The 16,123-nt window shown below is 29.9% G+C and carries 15 protein-coding genes; 10 read left to right on the forward strand and 5 right to left on the reverse strand.

The features are described 5' to 3' along the window. Positions 1–15 precede the first annotated feature (15 nt). The 4 genes from D3Z07_RS11760 (at position 16) to D3Z07_RS11770 (ending at position 3,369) form a co-directional block, all read left to right on the forward strand. The gene (locus tag D3Z07_RS11760; protein WP_076088488.1) at positions 16–612 is read left to right on the forward strand and encodes a peroxiredoxin; all 597 of its coding nucleotides are present in this window, start codon (positions 16–18) and stop codon (positions 610–612) included. A gap of 195 nt (positions 613–807) precedes the next feature. After that, on the forward strand, positions 808–2,130 hold the full coding sequence (gene rho / locus D3Z07_RS11765) for a transcription termination factor Rho (protein ID WP_076088486.1): 1,323 nt from the start codon (positions 808–810) through the stop codon (positions 2,128–2,130). Between the two features lie 73 nt (positions 2,131–2,203). Then, complete coding sequence (locus D3Z07_RS14255) at positions 2,204–2,368, forward strand: hypothetical protein (protein ID WP_228144671.1); 165 nt, start codon at positions 2,204–2,206, stop codon at positions 2,366–2,368. After that, complete coding sequence (locus D3Z07_RS11770) at positions 2,341–3,369, forward strand: fatty acid desaturase family protein (RefSeq protein WP_228200549.1); 1,029 nt, start codon at positions 2,341–2,343, stop codon at positions 3,367–3,369. The genes D3Z07_RS14255 and D3Z07_RS11770 overlap by 28 nt, the downstream gene beginning before the upstream one ends. Here the strand turns inward: D3Z07_RS11770 and D3Z07_RS11775 are convergent. Beyond that, positions 3,356–4,018 carry a uracil-DNA glycosylase family protein gene (locus tag D3Z07_RS11775; RefSeq protein ID WP_122893966.1) on the reverse strand — a complete coding sequence of 221 codons (663 nt, stop codon included), beginning with the start codon at positions 4,016–4,018 and terminating at the stop codon, positions 3,356–3,358. The two genes, D3Z07_RS11770 and D3Z07_RS11775, sit on opposite strands and share 14 nt — an antisense overlap. An 85-nt stretch (positions 4,019–4,103) precedes the next feature. On the opposite strand from D3Z07_RS11775, the gene murI reads away from it, so the two are divergent. The 6 genes from murI to D3Z07_RS11805 all read left to right on the forward strand — a co-directional run bounded on the left by murI (position 4,104) and on the right by D3Z07_RS11805 (position 9,877). Then, positions 4,104–4,901 carry a glutamate racemase gene (gene murI / locus D3Z07_RS11780; protein ID WP_122893967.1) on the forward strand — a complete coding sequence of 266 codons (798 nt, stop codon included), beginning with the start codon at positions 4,104–4,106 and terminating at the stop codon, positions 4,899–4,901. Then, positions 4,898–7,000 (forward strand): DNA polymerase III subunit gamma/tau, encoded by a 2,103-nt coding sequence (locus D3Z07_RS11785; protein ID WP_122893968.1) that lies wholly within the window; start codon positions 4,898–4,900, stop codon positions 6,998–7,000. Before murI ends, D3Z07_RS11785 begins: the two co-directional genes overlap by 4 nt. Before the next feature lie 66 nt (positions 7,001–7,066). After that, positions 7,067–7,909: a DsbA family protein gene (locus D3Z07_RS11790; protein WP_076088478.1), complete on the forward strand. Its 843-nt coding sequence runs from the start codon at positions 7,067–7,069 to the stop codon at positions 7,907–7,909. An 11-nt stretch (positions 7,910–7,920) separates the two neighbouring features. After that, complete coding sequence (hemC, locus tag D3Z07_RS11795) at positions 7,921–8,859, forward strand: hydroxymethylbilane synthase (RefSeq protein ID WP_076088476.1); 939 nt, start codon at positions 7,921–7,923, stop codon at positions 8,857–8,859. A 78-nt stretch (positions 8,860–8,937) separates the two neighbouring features. Further along, positions 8,938–9,480: a hydrolase gene (locus D3Z07_RS11800; RefSeq protein WP_076088474.1), complete on the forward strand. Its 543-nt coding sequence runs from the start codon at positions 8,938–8,940 to the stop codon at positions 9,478–9,480. Positions 9,481–9,493: 13 nt separating this feature from the next. Further along, on the forward strand, positions 9,494–9,877 hold the full coding sequence (locus tag D3Z07_RS11805; RefSeq protein WP_076088472.1) for a glutaredoxin domain-containing protein: 384 nt from the start codon (positions 9,494–9,496) through the stop codon (positions 9,875–9,877). 81 nt (positions 9,878–9,958) lie between these two features. Here D3Z07_RS11805 and prpF read toward each other — a convergent pair whose 3' ends face one another. From prpF to prpB, 4 genes are all read right to left on the reverse strand, one after another. Continuing rightward, positions 9,959–11,134 carry a 2-methylaconitate cis-trans isomerase PrpF gene (gene prpF, locus D3Z07_RS11810; RefSeq protein ID WP_122893969.1) on the reverse strand — a complete coding sequence of 392 codons (1,176 nt, stop codon included), beginning with the start codon at positions 11,132–11,134 and terminating at the stop codon, positions 9,959–9,961. Positions 11,135–11,247: 113 nt separating this feature from the next. After that, complete coding sequence (acnD, locus tag D3Z07_RS11815) at positions 11,248–13,845, reverse strand: Fe/S-dependent 2-methylisocitrate dehydratase AcnD (RefSeq protein ID WP_076088468.1); 2,598 nt, start codon at positions 13,843–13,845, stop codon at positions 11,248–11,250. A gap of 102 nt (positions 13,846–13,947) precedes the next feature. Next, positions 13,948–15,096, reverse strand: a complete 1,149-nt coding sequence (gene prpC / locus D3Z07_RS11820; protein WP_076088465.1) for a bifunctional 2-methylcitrate synthase/citrate synthase — start codon at positions 15,094–15,096, stop codon at positions 13,948–13,950. Between the two features lie 54 nt (positions 15,097–15,150). Further along, complete coding sequence (prpB, locus tag D3Z07_RS11825) at positions 15,151–16,035, reverse strand: methylisocitrate lyase (protein WP_076088463.1); 885 nt, start codon at positions 16,033–16,035, stop codon at positions 15,151–15,153. Positions 16,036–16,123: the final 88 nt, after the last annotated feature.

Genomic DNA, 16,123 nt, shown 5'->3' on the forward strand with positions numbered 1-16,123 from the left:
ATAAAAGGAATATATATGTTAGTAACAAAAAAAGCTCCAGATTTTACAGCAACAGCTGTACTTGCAGACGGTCAAATAGTAGCAGATTTTAATTTATATGAAAATATTGGAGAAAAAGGTGCAGTATTATTTTTCTACCCATTAGACTTTACTTTTGTATGTCCATCTGAAATTATTGCTTTCTCAAAAAGAATCGAAGAGTTTACTTCAAGAGGTGTTAATGTTATTGGTGTTTCTGTTGATTCACAATTTTCTCACTTTGCATGGAGAGAAACTGATGTAAATAATGGTGGAATTGGAAGAATTAAATACCCATTAGTTGCTGACCTTTCAAAACAAATTTCAAAAGATTACGATGTATTATTTGGTGAAGCTGTTGCATTAAGAGGTTCTTTCTTAATTGATGCAGATGGAACTGTTAGACACTCTGTAGTTAATGATTTACCATTAGGAAGAAACATTGACGAAATGATTAGAATGGTAGATACAATGTTATTTACTAATGAGCATGGTGAAGTTTGTCCTGCTGGTTGGTCAAAAGGTGACGAAGGTATGAAAGCTTCAACTGAAGGTGTTGCAGAATACTTAGGAAAACATGAGGGTGATTTATAATAATCATTTTTAATTAAATAAAAAAGCTATCAATATATATTGATAGCTTTTTTTATGTCTTTAATTTTATAAAAGGTCAAAATTATTGACAAATTTTAAAATTCACACTACAATATCGATAATACTTAATAGAAAACTACAAAAAAACTACAAATTACATACTTAAATGTACAATCAAAAAGGCAAAAATTACTTATGGAAGAGTCAAAAACTCAGAATAAAACTAAAAGTCCTAGAAAAGCTAGAACTCACGTACCTGTAGAAGGTTATAAAATCGAGCAGTTAAGAGAACTTACATTAGAAGAACTTTTAAATATTGCAAAAGAATTAGATGTAGAAAACCCTCAAGAATTAAAAAGACAAGATTTAATGTTTAACATTTTAAAATCCCAAATTGATGCTGGTGGATTTATCTTATTCACTGGAATTCTTGAGATTAAAGATGGTGGATTTGGATTCCTTCGTGCAATTGATGGAAACTTCTCTGATACATCAAATGATTCTTATGTAAGTGCTACTCAAATTAGAAAGTTTGCATTAAGAACAGGGGATATTGTTTCAGGACAAGTTAGACCTCCTAATAAAGATAGTGAAAAATATAATGCTTTATTAAAAATTGAAGCAATTAATTACTTACCAATAAAAGAATCAAAAAATAGACCATTATTTGATAACTTAACACCTCTATATTCTACAGAAAGATTTAAATTTGAATATGATTCAAAAAGAATGACAGGAAGAATGCTTGATTTATTTGCTCCAATGGGTAAAGGTCAAAGAGGATTAATTGTTGCACCTCCAAAAACTGGTAAAACTGAACTTTTAAAAGATTTAGCTCATGGTATTTCTAAAAACCATCCTGAAGCTACTTTGATGGTTTTATTAATTGATGAAAGACCAGAAGAAGTTACAGATATGCAAAGATCTGTAAAAGGTGAGGTTTATTCTTCTACTTTTGATTTACCTGCTCAAAATCACGTAAGAGTTGCTGAAATTGTTATTGAAAAAGCAAAAAGACTTGTTGAAATGAAAAAAGATGTAGTTATCTTACTTGATTCTATTACAAGACTTGCTCGTGCTTATAATACTGTTACACCATCTTCTGGAAAAGTGCTTTCAGGTGGAGTTGATGCAAATGCTTTACATAAACCAAAAAGGTTCTTTGGGGCTGCTAGAAATATTGAAGAGGGTGGAAGTTTAACTATTATTTCTACTGCACTTATTGAAACTGGTTCAAAAATGGATGAAGTTATTTTTGAAGAGTTTAAGGGTACTGGAAACTCTGAAGTTGTATTATCAAGAAATGCGGCTAACAAAAGAGTATATCCTGCTTTAGATATTATCAAATCAGGAACAAGAAAAGAAGAATTACTTCTTTCTCCAGAAATTTTACAAAAAACATGGATTTTAAGAAATGCAATTGCTTCAATGGATGAAGTTGAAGCTTTAAAATTTCTTTATTCAAAAATGCAAAAAACTAAAAACAACGCTGAATTCTTCGCTGGAATGAATGAATAAAAAGTAGCTTTAGGCTACTTTTTATAACTATTTAAATCAAAACTTATTACAAAAACTTATTTCAGGAAAATTATTGAGTACCTATGCAAACTATAAAGATATTGATAAAAATCAACTTAAAAAAGATATTGACGAAGTAAAAAAAAGTTTAAACGGAAGTACTTATGATGACTTCTTACATTTACTAAAACTAGAACGTTGGGGAAGGGCTTGTACTTTTCTGGCTATGGACTTGTAGCTCTTATAAGCTTTTTAGAAATATCATCTTTTGCTTTAAGTGGATTTCTTTTCTGGATTCTAGCACTATTTTCAGCAACTTTAATTGCAGTTGGAAATGTATCAAGATGGGCTAATGTTGCTCATCCTATACTTCATGGTGCATATGATAAAGTTCCTGGAGTTCCTTTTAGATATACAAAAGCTGGATTTGCCAAAGACAATAGAAGATATCTTGACTGGTTAGATTGGATTAAACCTGAAGCTTGGATTCATGAGCATAATATTATGCACCACTATCATTTAGGGGAAGATGAAGATCCTGATAATGTTGAGAATAACTTGCAATGGTTAATTCAATCAAAAACTCCTATGTGGTTAAGATATGTTTTTGTTTATGCTTTTGCTGGAACTTGGAAGCTTACGTATTATGCTCCAAATACTTTGAAAATATTAGAGAATAAAAAAAGACGTAAGTTAAAACTAGAAGAAGTTAAATCTTATGAAGTAAGTCCATTTAAAAAGAATGGTGCAATTTTATGGAAACAATATATACTTCCATATTTTTCTGTTAAATTTATACTAATACCTTTTCTATTTTTACCATTAGGTTTAGAAGCAGTATTTAATGTTTTTATTATTACATTAATAGCTGAATATATTGCAAACTTACACTCATTTTTAGTAATTGTTCCAAATCATTCAGCAGAAGATATATATAGGTTTGATACTCCTCATAAATCACAAGGTGAGTTTTACTTAAGACAGATTATGGGAAGTGTAAACTACAACACAGGAAGTAATTTAATTGATTTTGGACATGGATGGTTAAACTATCAAATAGAACATCACCTTTTCCCAAACTTACCTCTAAGTCAATATCAAAAGCTTCAACCACTTATAAAAGATTTATGTAAAAAGCATAACTTAGAATATAGACAAGAAAGTGTTTTTAAAAGAATGTATATGACAATCGAACTTATGGTTGGAAAAACTAAACTTTTAAAAGTTAATAGCATTTGAAAACTTTTTCATATTGCTCAACTCTAAAATCAAAAGTAGTATAAGCAGGATTTTTAATCTTATTTTCTTTATACAAAGAATTTGAACCAATAAATCTATTTGCTGCATTTGAAGGAGAGGTTAAACTTATTGTTTTAATTACTCTATTATCAAAACTAAATTCATGAACTTTTGGAATTTCTTTTGAAGTTTGCATAAATTTTATATTTTTTTCTTTTAGAATTTTTCTTAAAAAATATTCAGGACCATTCTTACTATTTCCTCCTGTAAAAATAATAGTCTCAATGTTTTTAAATTCTTTAATATATTTTAAAATATCACGTAGTTCAACTTCACTCATTCCTAAATCACTTGCATCAATTTTTTCTCTTTTACAAGAATTAACAATATCACAAACGCCTATTTTTTCTTTTATTAAAAAGTTTTTCCTTTTTGTAACTTCTTCTTTTGTATTTAAATATTCTAGTTTTAAATCAAAAATTACATCTAAAGCTTTCCATAATAATCCATCTTGAGAACCATAACAAAAATCTACATCATTTACTTTATACGCTTTTGTACAAAATCTAGGAGGAGGTAGTGTTCCTACTATTAGTTTTTTAGTATCTTCTTTTATAAATGGTTCATATGGATGAAAATGATGAAACATGAAAACCAACCTTTTGGGTAAACAAAATTTTAATTGAATTTTAACATATTTAGATATAATCTAAAAAATAATATTAAGGTTTTATTTGAAAGTTGGAGTATTTGATTCTGGTTTAGGTGGATTAACAGTTGTATCTTCTATAACAGAAGTATTTAAAGGTGCAAAACTTTTTTATGTAGCTGATACAAAATATGCACCTTATGGACAAAAGACACAAGAACAGATTTTAAAGCGTAGTATTGATATAACAGAATTTCTAATAAAAGAACATCAAATATCAGCTTTAATTATTGCTTGTAATACTGCAACTTCTGCTGCTGTTAAACATTTAAGAGAAAAATTTCCAAAGCTAATTTTAGTAGGAACAGAACCTGGTATTAAACCTGCAATTGAAGCTACGAAAACAAATAATATTGGAGTTTTAGCAACTCCTGCTACATTAAAAGGCGATAAATATCAATTGCTTGTTAATGAATTATTTGAGAATAAAAAAGTTAAATTATATGAGCAAGCTTGCCCTGGATTAGTTGAGCAAATTGAAAAAGGACAAACTGATTCAGAGTTAACTTATTCAATGTTGGAATCTTGGTTAAAGCCAATGATAGAATATAATGTTGATACAATTGTTTTAGGTTGTACTCATTATCCATTAATTGAAAAACAAATCAAAAATATTATGAAATATGATATTACAGTAATTCAAACTGGTTTAGCAATTGCAAAAAGATTAATAGATCTAAGTAGTAAAAAAGGTCATATTAACGAAGGTTCATTAGATATTACAATCTATGCCACAGATGATATTAATGAAAATATGATAAATAAAATATTTGAAAAAAGTGAATATAAAAATAAAATTATAATTAGGAAATGCAATATATGAGTGAATTAAGACAAGAGACAAAAGTATTAGCTTTAAAATATAGACCTCATAGATTTGAAGATTTAGTAGGTCAAAGTACTGTTTCTCAAACTTTATCTTTGGCATTAGATTCAAATAGATTATCACATGCTTATCTTTTTTCAGGACTACGAGGAAGTGGTAAAACTTCAACTGCTAGAATTATGGCAAAAGCACTTTTATGCTCAAATGGTCCAACTTCAAAACCTTGTGAAGTTTGCGATAACTGTGTTAGCTCAAACGCAAATAGACATCTAGATGTAATTGAAATGGATGCTGCTTCAAATAGGGGTATTGATGATATTAAAGATTTAATTGAACATACAAAATACAAACCAAGCTCTGCACGATTTAAAGTATTTATAATCGATGAAGTTCATATGCTTACTACTCAAGCTTTCAATGCTCTTTTAAAAACACTTGAAGAACCTCCTGGATTTGTAAAGTTTATACTTGCAACTACAGATCCACTTAAATTACCTGCAACAATCCTTTCAAGAACTCAGCATTTTAGATTTAATAAAATATCAGATACAGATGTAACACATCATTTATCACATATTTTAAATGAAGAAAATATTGAATTTGATACAGATGCATTAGAAATTGTTGCAAGAAGTGGACAGGGAAGCTTAAGAGATACACTAACGTTATTAGACCAAGCTATTATTTTCTCGCGTGGAAGAATTACAACAGCAACTGTAGTTGACATGTTAGGTTTAATAGATCCAAAAGTAATGGATAATGTATTTACAATAGTTCTAAATAAAGCTGACATTACACCTATAATTAAAGATTTAGAAAATTATGATGTATCACAAGTATGTGATGAAATGTCAATTTATTTAAAACATAAAATGCTTGAAAAAGATGCAAGATTTGATTTACTTTTATTTGATAGATTTTTTAGAATAATAGGAGATGCTAAGCATCTTTTATCGATTAACTCTGATGGTGGCTTTGTTCTTATTTTAACTTTAATGAAGATGATTGAAGCTACAAATATTAAAACAATTGAAGAAATAATTTCACAAGTTGAAGATATCAAACCAAAAGTTGAACAAAAACCAGTTGAGAAAATAATACAAAAGTCGATAGAAGAAGTAGTAGAAAAGCCAGTTGAAAAATTAGTTGAAAAAACTCCTGAGGTAATAAAAACACAAGAAGAACCTAAGCCTGAGGTAATTGAATCTAATCCTTTTGAAAGTAATATGACTGAAGAAATTATGGAAAACATTCCAGAAACAAAGATTGAAGAGGTAAATGAAGCTGATAAAGTTTTAATTGAAAGCACTTCAATGGTTGATTTATCTGTAATTGATTCAATTCCTGAAGTTTCATATCCAACACCTTTTGATGATTTACCTACTAGTAAAGAAGAGGCATTATCAAATATAAATACAGACACAAATTCAAATGAAAAAAAAGAAGTTAAAAATCTCAATGAAGTAGCACCTGTAGTTTCAGCAGAAGTTCAAATAGAACCAATTGTTCAAGAGCATAAAGAAGTTAATATATCTCAAGAAGTTGAAGTTGTACCCATTGATGAACCACAAATGGAAGAAAAAGATGAAATGTATGAACAACTTACATCAAAGGTTTATGATAGAGACTACTCTTTAGGAGAGTGTTTTGAAAAAAACTTTATCTTTAATGGTTATGAAAACAATAAATTATCAATTATTTCTTATGCTAAAGATGAAGATAGAAAGTTTTTATATAAGCACTTTGTATTAATTAGAACCTTTGCCCAAGATGTTTATGGAAACGATGTTGAGTTAGATTTTAAAAAGGATGAAGCCTCCGTTGAGTTAAAAAAAGAAGCTATTAAAAAAGTTGAAGAAGTTAACGAGGATATTAAAGAAGAAATAAATCAAAATGTAAATACCCAAAATGAATCAGGTTCAATGATTGAAGAAGTTGAAATGAGTTCAGGTTGTGTTGCTGATATGCATAAAAGTGCAGTTCAAACTCCTGCACAACAAGAATTACAATTAAATGATATTATTAATTCTCCTATGTTAAATAGAGCAAAAGAGCTTTTTGATATTAAAAAAATTACTGTAAAATCAAGATCTTAGTATTAACTCTTGATTAATACTATGCAGTTAAAATATAAATAGTTTTAAATTATAAGGAATAAATATATGAAAAAAGTATCAAAAGTATTAACACTTGCAGTTTTATTAACAAGTAGTTTATTTGCAAATGTTAGTGATGATAATGTAATAAAATTTGAAAAGAAAAGAATATCTCAAAACCCAAACTTAGAAGTAAAAAATATAACAATAAATACAAAAAAAGAATTACCTGTAAAAGGTTGGTTTGGTTATGTTTTAGATGTTGAAGCTAAAATTGATGATAAAATTATAAATGCAAAAGATATTATATTTTCCGACGGAAGATATATTTCACTTGATTTATTAGATTCAACAAATGGAAAATCTCTAAAAGACTTAGTAAGTCCTAGTTTAAGCTCAAAATATTATGATAAATCAAAATTAATTGCAGGTAATCATAATGCAAAAGATAAAATTGTAATTTTCTCAGATCCCTTATGTCCATTTTGTATGGACTATGTTCCTGATGTAATTAAGCATGTAAATAAAAATAAAGATTCAATTGCTTTATATTATTATCATTTCCCATTATTAAGAATACATCCAGCAGCAGGTCCTTTATCTAAATTAATGGACTTAGCAAAGCAAAAAGGTATTAAAGATATTGAATTAAAAGTTTATAAAGCCAATTGGGATGATTATTTTGATTCAAAAGAAAAAGATGAAAAAAAGATAATTAATGGATTTAATAAAGAGTTTAATACATCATTTACTCAAGATGACTTATCATCAATTGAACTTTTAGAATTAATTGAAAATGATATGAAAATGGGTGAAGATGTAATGGTTCAAGGAACTCCAACTATATTTGTTAATGGAGAAAAAGATACAATGAAAACTAAATTTGAACAATTAGGTAAAAATAAATAAAGGCATAAAATATGGAAAAACTAGTAATTGCAACAAGAAGAAGTAAATTAGCTTTATGGCAATCGGAATTTATACGAGATGAACTTAAAAAACATTATCCCAATATGGAAATTACATTACAAGAATTTGTAACAAAAGGTGATAAAATTCTTGATGTACCATTAGCAAAAATTGGTGGAAAAGGTTTATTTACAAAAGAGTTAGAAGTAGCAATGCTTGAAGGTAATGCACATTTAGCTGTTCACTCATTAAAAGATGTTCCTACACAATTTGAAGATGGTTTACAACTTACAGCAGTTACTAAAAGATATGATCCAAGAGATGCTTTATTAAGTAATAAATACTCATCAATTGATGAATTACCAAAAGGTGCTGTAATTGGAACTACTAGTTTAAGAAGAAGAATGGCTTTAAAACTTTTACGTCCTGATATTGAACTTAAAGATTTAAGAGGGAATATCAATACAAGAATTGCAAAATTAAATGCAGGTGAGTATGATGCAATTATCTTAGCAGCAACTGGTGTACAAAAACTTGGTATTGAGAATGAAGTTAAATATTTTGAACCTATTTCAACGGATTTAATGATACCTTCAATGGGACAAGCAACACTTGGTATTGAAACAACTACAGATCCTAAGATTGTTGAGTTAATATCTGTATTAAATGATAATGATGCACAAATTGAATCAACTATTGAGCGAAGTTTTGTTCATACATTAGAAGGTGGTTGTCAAGTGCCAATTGGAGTAAAAGCTACAATTGCAGATGAGAATTCTGTTAGAGTTCAAGCAATTGTTGGAATGCCTGATGGTAGTGAGTCAATTTCAGAAGAAATTACAGCTGATATTAAAAATTATGAAAATGTAGGACAAATTTTAGCGCAAACTTTTATAGACCAAGGTGCAAAAGATTTATTAGAGCGAGCAGAAAAAGTAGCTTTTAAATAAAAGTTAAAATTAGCAATATTTTCCAAGAATTAAAGATGAAATTTTAGTACTATTTATAATATAAATTAAGGAGTACAAATGAGAATCAATGTTGAAGATACAGTATTTTGTTTAGTAGATGTTCAAGAGAGGTTATATCCTCATGTTACAAATAAAGATGAAATTGAAAAGAATTTAATTACGTTAGTAAAAGGTTTAAAAGTTCATGATGTTCCTTTTATTGTAAATGAACAATATAAAAAAGGAATAGGGGAAACAATTCCAAGTTTAAGAGAACTTGTTGATGATTATCCTCATTTTGAAAAAACAACTTTTTCTTGTTGTAAAAATGAAACAACAATGGATGCAATTAAAGCTGCTAATAAAAAAGTAGTAATAGTTGCAGGTATTGAAACACATGTTTGTGTTTTACAAACTTGTATTGATTTACTTGAAGCTGGTTTACAACCTGTACTTGTTACAGATTGTGTAACTTCAAGAAAACAAAGAGATACGGATGTTGCAATACAAAGATTAATTCAAGCAGGTGTGATTCCAACTACTTATGAATCACTTCTTTTTGAATTAACTGTAAATGCAAAGAATCCAGTATTTAAAGAGATTTCATCATTAGTGAAATAAAAAGAAGAGTTAAATGAAAAGAGTATTTACTTTATGTTTTTTTATTAGTTTATTAATAGCAGTTCAAGCAAAAGAGTTTAACAGTGTAAAAGAAATGCCTTCAAATAAGGATATCTTTATTATGTTTAGTATTCCTTCTTGTCCATGGTGTGAGCGACAATTAAAAGTACTAAAAAAAATAAAAGAAAATAGAGATAATTTTGAATATATGAAAGTTCAAGATGATAATATAATCTATGAAGAATTAATTGAAAATTATGCTTTTCCAATAGAAGTTTATCCAACTTCATTTATTGTAAAAAAAGAAGAGGGTGAATTACATATTAGATATGAGTTTCAAGGTTATCAAAAAAGAAGTAATATTCTTAAAATTTTAGATAGTGATGATGATTTTTAATATATTTAAAATAACAAATAAAAAAGGCTTATGATTTAAAATTATAAGCCTTTTTTTATGCAAGTAATTTTTGATTAATTACTAATCCATAGTTCCTGCTGGAACATGAACATTTCCATCCATAATAATTCTAGCAGATCTTGACATTGAAGCTTTCTCAACTATATATTTCCCATCTTTTTGTGATAATGCAGCTCCAACTTTAATAGCACCACTTGGATGTCCAAAAGTAACTGTATCTTTATCTCCACCACCTGCAGCTATATTTACAAGAGTTCCAGGAATACAAGCAGCAACTCCAATAGCAACTGAAGCTGTACCCATCATAGCATGGTGTAATTGTTGCATTGATAAAGCACGTACGTGTAAGTCCATATCTGCTGCTTTTACTTCTTTCCCTGAAGATGTTGTAAAATCTTGAGCAGGAGATACAAATGCAATTTTTGGAGTATGTTGTTGTGTTAATGCATCAGATGCATCTTTCATAACACCCATTTTAAGCGCACCTGCAATTCTGATTTTTTCAAATCTAGCTAAAGCTTCAGTGTCAGAGTTAATATCACCTTGAAGCTCTGTACCTTTATATCCAATAGCATCAGCATTTACAAATACAGTTGGAATTCCTGCAGTTATCATTGTAGCTTTAAATGTGCCAACTCCTTCAACTTCTAAATCATCTACTAAGTTTCCAGTAGGGAATAATTCTTCACTAGGATCAACTGGTTCTACGAACTCTAATTGAATTTCTTCAGCAGGAAATGCAACACCATCAATTTCATAATCACCCATTTCTTTAACCATTCCATTTTCCATGTTCACGTAACATAGAATAGTTTTTTTGATATTTGCTTGCCAAATTCTTACACAACAAACTCCATTTTGGGGAACATTATCTACTAAACCTTCATGAATTGCAAAAGGACCAACAGCTGAGCTTAAGTTTCCACAGTTTCCACTCATATCTACAAAATCTTTATCAATTGCAACTTGACAAAAGTAGTAATCAACATCATGATTTTCTACATCAGATTTCCCAACTAAGATAGCTTTTGAAGTAGAAGAAGAAGCTCCACCCATACCATCCATTTGTTTTTTATAAACATCAGGACTTCCTACTATTCTTTGTAAAAGTTTATCTCTTTTTCTTGAATCTTCTTGTGCCTCTTTTGGTAAATCAGCAATATTGAAAAAAGTTCCTTTAGAAGTTCCACCTCTCATATATGTAGCTTTAACTTTAAATTGTGGTTGGTAAGACATTTGTTTTCCTTGAGTTTAATTTTTTGATATTTAAAAGTATTTAGAAAAAATTTGATAATTTCTTCTAAATACTTTTAGGGAAGAACCCTAAAAGTGTTTATAGATATTTTTTACTATTTTGAAGAAGCAATAACATCTTTAGCGAATTTTTGTAAAATACCACCATTTTTGTAAACATCAACTTCAGCAGAAGTATCTAATCTACAAAGAACAGTAAACTTAACAACTTCACCATTTGCTCTTGTCATTACAACTGTTAAATCAGTTCTAGGAGTAATCTCACCTTCAATATCAAAAGTTTCACTTCCATCAATAGAGTAAGTATGTCTAGTTTCACCATCTTTAAATTGTAATGGTAATACACCCATTCCAACTAAGTTAGTTCTGTGAATTCTTTCAATTGATTCAGCAATTAAAACTTCAACACCTGCAAGTCTAACACCCTTTGCAGCCCAGTCTCTAGAAGACCCTTGTCCATAGTTAGTACCAGCAACAATAATTAAAGGTTGTTTTCTAGTAGTGTAAGTCTCTATTGCTTCCCACATTCTAGATTCAGTACCTTCTGGCATGATTTTAGTTAATGAACCTTGTTTAACGCTTCCATCTTCATTTTTAACCATTTCGTTAAATAATTTTGGATTTGCTAAAGTAGCTCTACTAGCTGTATGATGATCCCCTCTATGCGTAGCATATGAGTTTAAATCTTCAACTGGAAGACCTTTAGATAAACAATATTCACCAGATGCAGATGTTGGTAAAATCGCATTTGATGGAGATAAGTGATCAGTAGTGATATTATCTGGGAATACACCTAATGGTCTCATACCTTTTAGAGCTGGCATTTCCATATACTCAGCTTCCCAATAAGGTGGCTTATTAATATATGTTGATTGAGTATTCCATTTATAAAATGGTGAAATCTCAACATTGTCTAAAGAGTTCTTAGCAAACATTGGATCATAAATAGCATCAAACATTTCTGGCCTAACTGATGCTTTTTCAACTGCGTTGATTTCTTCATCACTTGGCCATAAATCTTTTAATGTGATTTCATTACCATTTTTATCTGTTCCTAATGAGTCTTTTTCAATATCAAATCTAATAGAACCAGCTAATGCATAAGCAACTACTAATGCAGGTGAAGCTAAAAATGCTTCTTTTACGTATGGGTGAATTCTTCCATCAAAGTTTCTGTTTCCAGATAATACAGCAGTTGAATAAATATCATTCTCAACAACTTCTTGTTGAATTTTTGGATCAAGTGCACCTGACATACCATTACAAGTAGTACATGCAAATCCAACAATACCAAATCCTAACTTTTCTAATTCAGGAAGTAATTTTGCATCGTTTAAGTATGTTTCAACTACTTTAGATCCTGGTGCTAATGAAGATTTAACCCATGGTTTTCTTTTTAATCCTAATTCATTTGCTTTTTTAGCTAATAAACCAGCAGCAATAACATTTCTTGGATTAGAAGTGTTAGTACACGATGTAATTGCAGCAATTAAAATACCACCATCTGGGATTTTATTTTCATCTTCTTCTTTGAAATCTTTAATAATACCTTCTGATACTAATGTATTTGTTGGTACTAATTTATGAGGTTTAGAAGGACCTGCTAATGATCTTGTTACTTCTGATAAATCAAAAGTTAATTCTCTTGCATAAGTTGCTTTTGTTAATTCTGTTGCCCATAAACCATTTGCTTTAGCATAAGCTTCAACTAGTTTAACTTGTTCTGCTTCTCTACCAGTTAAAGTTAAGTAATCTAAAGTTTGCTCATCAATACCAAACATAGCAGCACTTGCACCATATTCAGGAGTCATGTTAGAAATAGTAGCACGATCTCCTAAGTTTAAGTATTTTAATCCTTCACCATAGAATTCTAAGAATGAAGAAATTACATTATTTTCTCTTAAGAAAGATGTTAATGTTAATGCAATATCAGTTGCAGTAATTCCTGGCGCTCTAACACCAATTACATTTACACCAATAACTTCAGGAACTCTCATAAATGAAGGGTTTCCAAGCATTACATTTTCAGCTTCTAATCCACCAACACCAAGTGCATAAACACCTAAAGCATCAACATGTGGAGTATGTGAATCAGTTCCAACTAATGTATCTGGACTTGCAATTCCATCAATATTATGTACAACTGGAGACATTTTTTCTAAGTTGATTTGGTGCATAATACCATTCCCTGGAGGAATAACATCTACATTATCAAATGCTTCTTTAGTCCAGTTAATAAAGTGGAATCTATCAGCATTTCTTCTATCTTCAATATCTCTATTTTTTTGGAATGCTTCTGGATCAAATCCACCACATTCAACTGCTAGTGAGTGATCAACGATTAATTGAGTAGGAACAACAGGATTAACTTGCTTAGGATCTCCACCACCAGCTTCAACTGCTTCTCTTAAACCAGCTAAATCAACTAATGCTGTAAGTCCTAAAATATCATGAGTTACAACTCTTGATGGGTACCATGGGAAATCTTTATCAGTTCTTTTTTCAATTAATTGAATTAAAGAATCTTTTAAATCTTCACTAGGACATTTTCTAAGTAAGTTTTCTGCTAATACTCTTGAAATGTAGTTTAATTTTTCAAAAGAACCAGGAGTAATATCTTCAACAGCTGCTTTTACATCATAAAAGCTTGTGTCAAAACCTTCTAATTTTTTAAGATATTTATCATTTGTCATATTGTATATCCATTTATTTGAGATTAAAAGGATGAGTGAAACTCATCCTTAGTTTTGTTTGCCAAAGTGGCGCTAGAATTTTTTTAGATTAAGATTAAGTTCTTATTTTCTATCTTCTAAAGGAACGAATTTTAAATCTTCAGGTCCAGTATAAGTAGCTGATGGTCTAATAATTTTTCCATCTTCTCTTTGTTCAATTACGTGTGCACCCCATCCAGTAACTCTTGAGATAATGAATATTGGAGTAAACATATCTGTTGGAATTCCCATTTGGTTGTAAGAAACAGCAGAGAACCAATCTAAGTTAGGGAACATTTTTTTGTTATCCCACATAATTGTTTCAATTCTTTCTGCAACATCATACATTAATGTGTTGTTGTTTTCTTTTGATAAATCTTCAGCAACTTTTTTAATTACTACATTTCTTGGATCACAAGAAGTATAAACTGGGTGTCCAAATCCGATAATAATTTCTTTTTTAGCCATTCTTTCTAAGATATCTTTTTCTGCTTCATCAGCTGAAGAGTATCTTTCTTGAATATAGAATGCAACTTCATTTGCACCACCGTGTTTAGGACCTCTTAAAGCTCCAATAGAACCAGTAATACAAGAATACATATCTGAATTAGTACCAGCAATTACTCTTGAAGTAAATGTAGATGCATTAAATTCATGTTCAGCATATAAAATTAAAGAAGTATGCATAGCTTTAACCCAAGATTCTCTTGGTTTTTCACCATGTAATAAGTGTAAGAAGTGACCACCAACTGAATCATCATCAGTTACAACATCAATTCTTTTTCCATTATATGCATAATGGTACCAGTAACATAACATAGAACCAAATGATGCCATTAATTTATCAACAATTGCTTGTGCTTCATCTTTTGGATGAGCTTCATCTTCAGACATAATTGCTCCAAGAACTGAACAACCAGTTCTCATAACGTCCATTGGGTGAGCAGTTTTTGGTAATTGCTCTAATGCAACCTTAACTCCAGCAGGAATATCTCTTAATCCTTGAAGTTTTGTTTTATATGCAGCTAATTCTGCTTTGTTTGGTAATTTACCATATACAATTAAGTGTGCAATTTCTTCAAATTCTGATTTATCAGCAAATTCTAAAATATCATAACCTCTATAATGTAAGTCATTTCCACTTTTCCCAACTGTACAGATTGCTGTACTTCCCGCTGATTGTCCTGATAATGCAACTGATTTTTTTGGTTTAAATCCTGTAGTAGTACTCATAAATTTCCCCTTATTATTTTAAATTAATTTTTATTCTAGTTTAAATAAAGCGAATTACTTCGCTTTACCTTTTGAAAATAATGCATCCATTTTTTGCTCATAATCGTGGTAACCTAACATATCGTAAAGTTCCATTCTTGTTTGCATTGTATCAAGAACACCTTCTTGAGTACCTTTGTCTTTTAATTCTTGGTAAACAGCTAAAGCAGCTTTATTCATTGCTCTAAATGCAGATAATGGGTAAAGAACCATATCAATACCAACTTCAGCTAATTCTTCAGTTGTAAACATTGGAGTTGCACCGAACTCAGTAATGTTTGCTAATACAGGAACAGACATTTGAGATGTAAATTCTTTGTATTCTTTTAATGTATGAACAGCTTCAGCAAAAATTGCATCTGCTCCAGCTTCAACATAAGCTAATGCTCTATCAACAGCAGCTTGTTGACCTTCAGATGCATGTGCATCAGTTCTTGCAATGATATAGAAATCTGGATCTAATTCATTTTTAGCATCAACAGCAGCTCTAATTCTGTCACACATTTCTTCAGTAGATACTAACTCTTTATTTGGTCTGTGTCCACATCTTTTAGCAGCAACTTGATCTTCAATATGTAAACCAGCAGCTCCAGATCTAATAAATTCTTTAACAGTTCTAGCAACATTAAATGCATGTCCCCAACCAGTATCAGCATCAACGATTAATGGAGTGTCACAAATTGAAGTAACTCTTCTTACATCAATACAAACGTCTTCGATCATAGTCATACCTAAATCTGGTAAACCGTAAGATGCATTTGCAATTCCTCCACCTGAAAGGTAAATTGCTTTGTGTCCTACTTTTGTAGCTTGTAATGCTTGGTATGCATTAATTGTTCCTACGATTTGTAAAGGTGATTCTGCCTCTAATGCTTCTCTAAATTTTTTTCCTGCGCTCATGTGCATCCTTTAAATTAGTTTTGTTGAAATATTATACATCATTAATAGATTATGCTGTTGTATGATTTTTGTTTTATAAATAGCAACT

It is taken from the genome of Arcobacter peruensis (assembly GCF_003711085.1).
GTDB classification, from domain to species: Bacteria; Campylobacterota; Campylobacteria; order Campylobacterales; family Arcobacteraceae; genus Poseidonibacter; species Poseidonibacter parvus.